The sequence below is a fragment of the Vibrio sp. 1180_3 genome, from assembly GCF_029478545.1.
Lineage (GTDB): Bacteria > Pseudomonadota > Gammaproteobacteria > Enterobacterales > Vibrionaceae > Vibrio > Vibrio aestuarianus.
The window spans coordinates 1-247 of record NZ_SJFM01000301.1; the positions used below are offsets into that span (position 1 = coordinate 1).

Annotated in this window: 1 protein-coding gene; it reads left to right on the forward strand. The window is 47.0% G+C overall.

The window, feature by feature from the left end; all coding sequences use genetic code 11:
• Window positions 1–247 (forward strand): transposase (locus tag EYW48_RS22095; protein WP_277433125.1); only part of this gene is annotated, 247 nt, incomplete at both ends.

Consider the following 247-nt stretch of genomic DNA (forward strand, 5'->3'; position numbering starts at 1 on the left):
GCTACCGAAAGTCTGCTTGCCAACATTATTTTAGGCAAATATCAGTATGCGCTTCCGCTGTATCGTCAGGAAACCTTGTTCACCCAATCAGGTATCGAGTTATCGAGAACGACCATGGCCAGGTGGGTAATCCAGGTTAGTGAAAAGTTCAAACCGCTTTATCAGGCACTGAAGACTCACTTACTCGAACAAGTGGTGGTTCAGGCCGATGAAACGCCGCTCAATGTGCTCAAGGAAGACAAGCAAT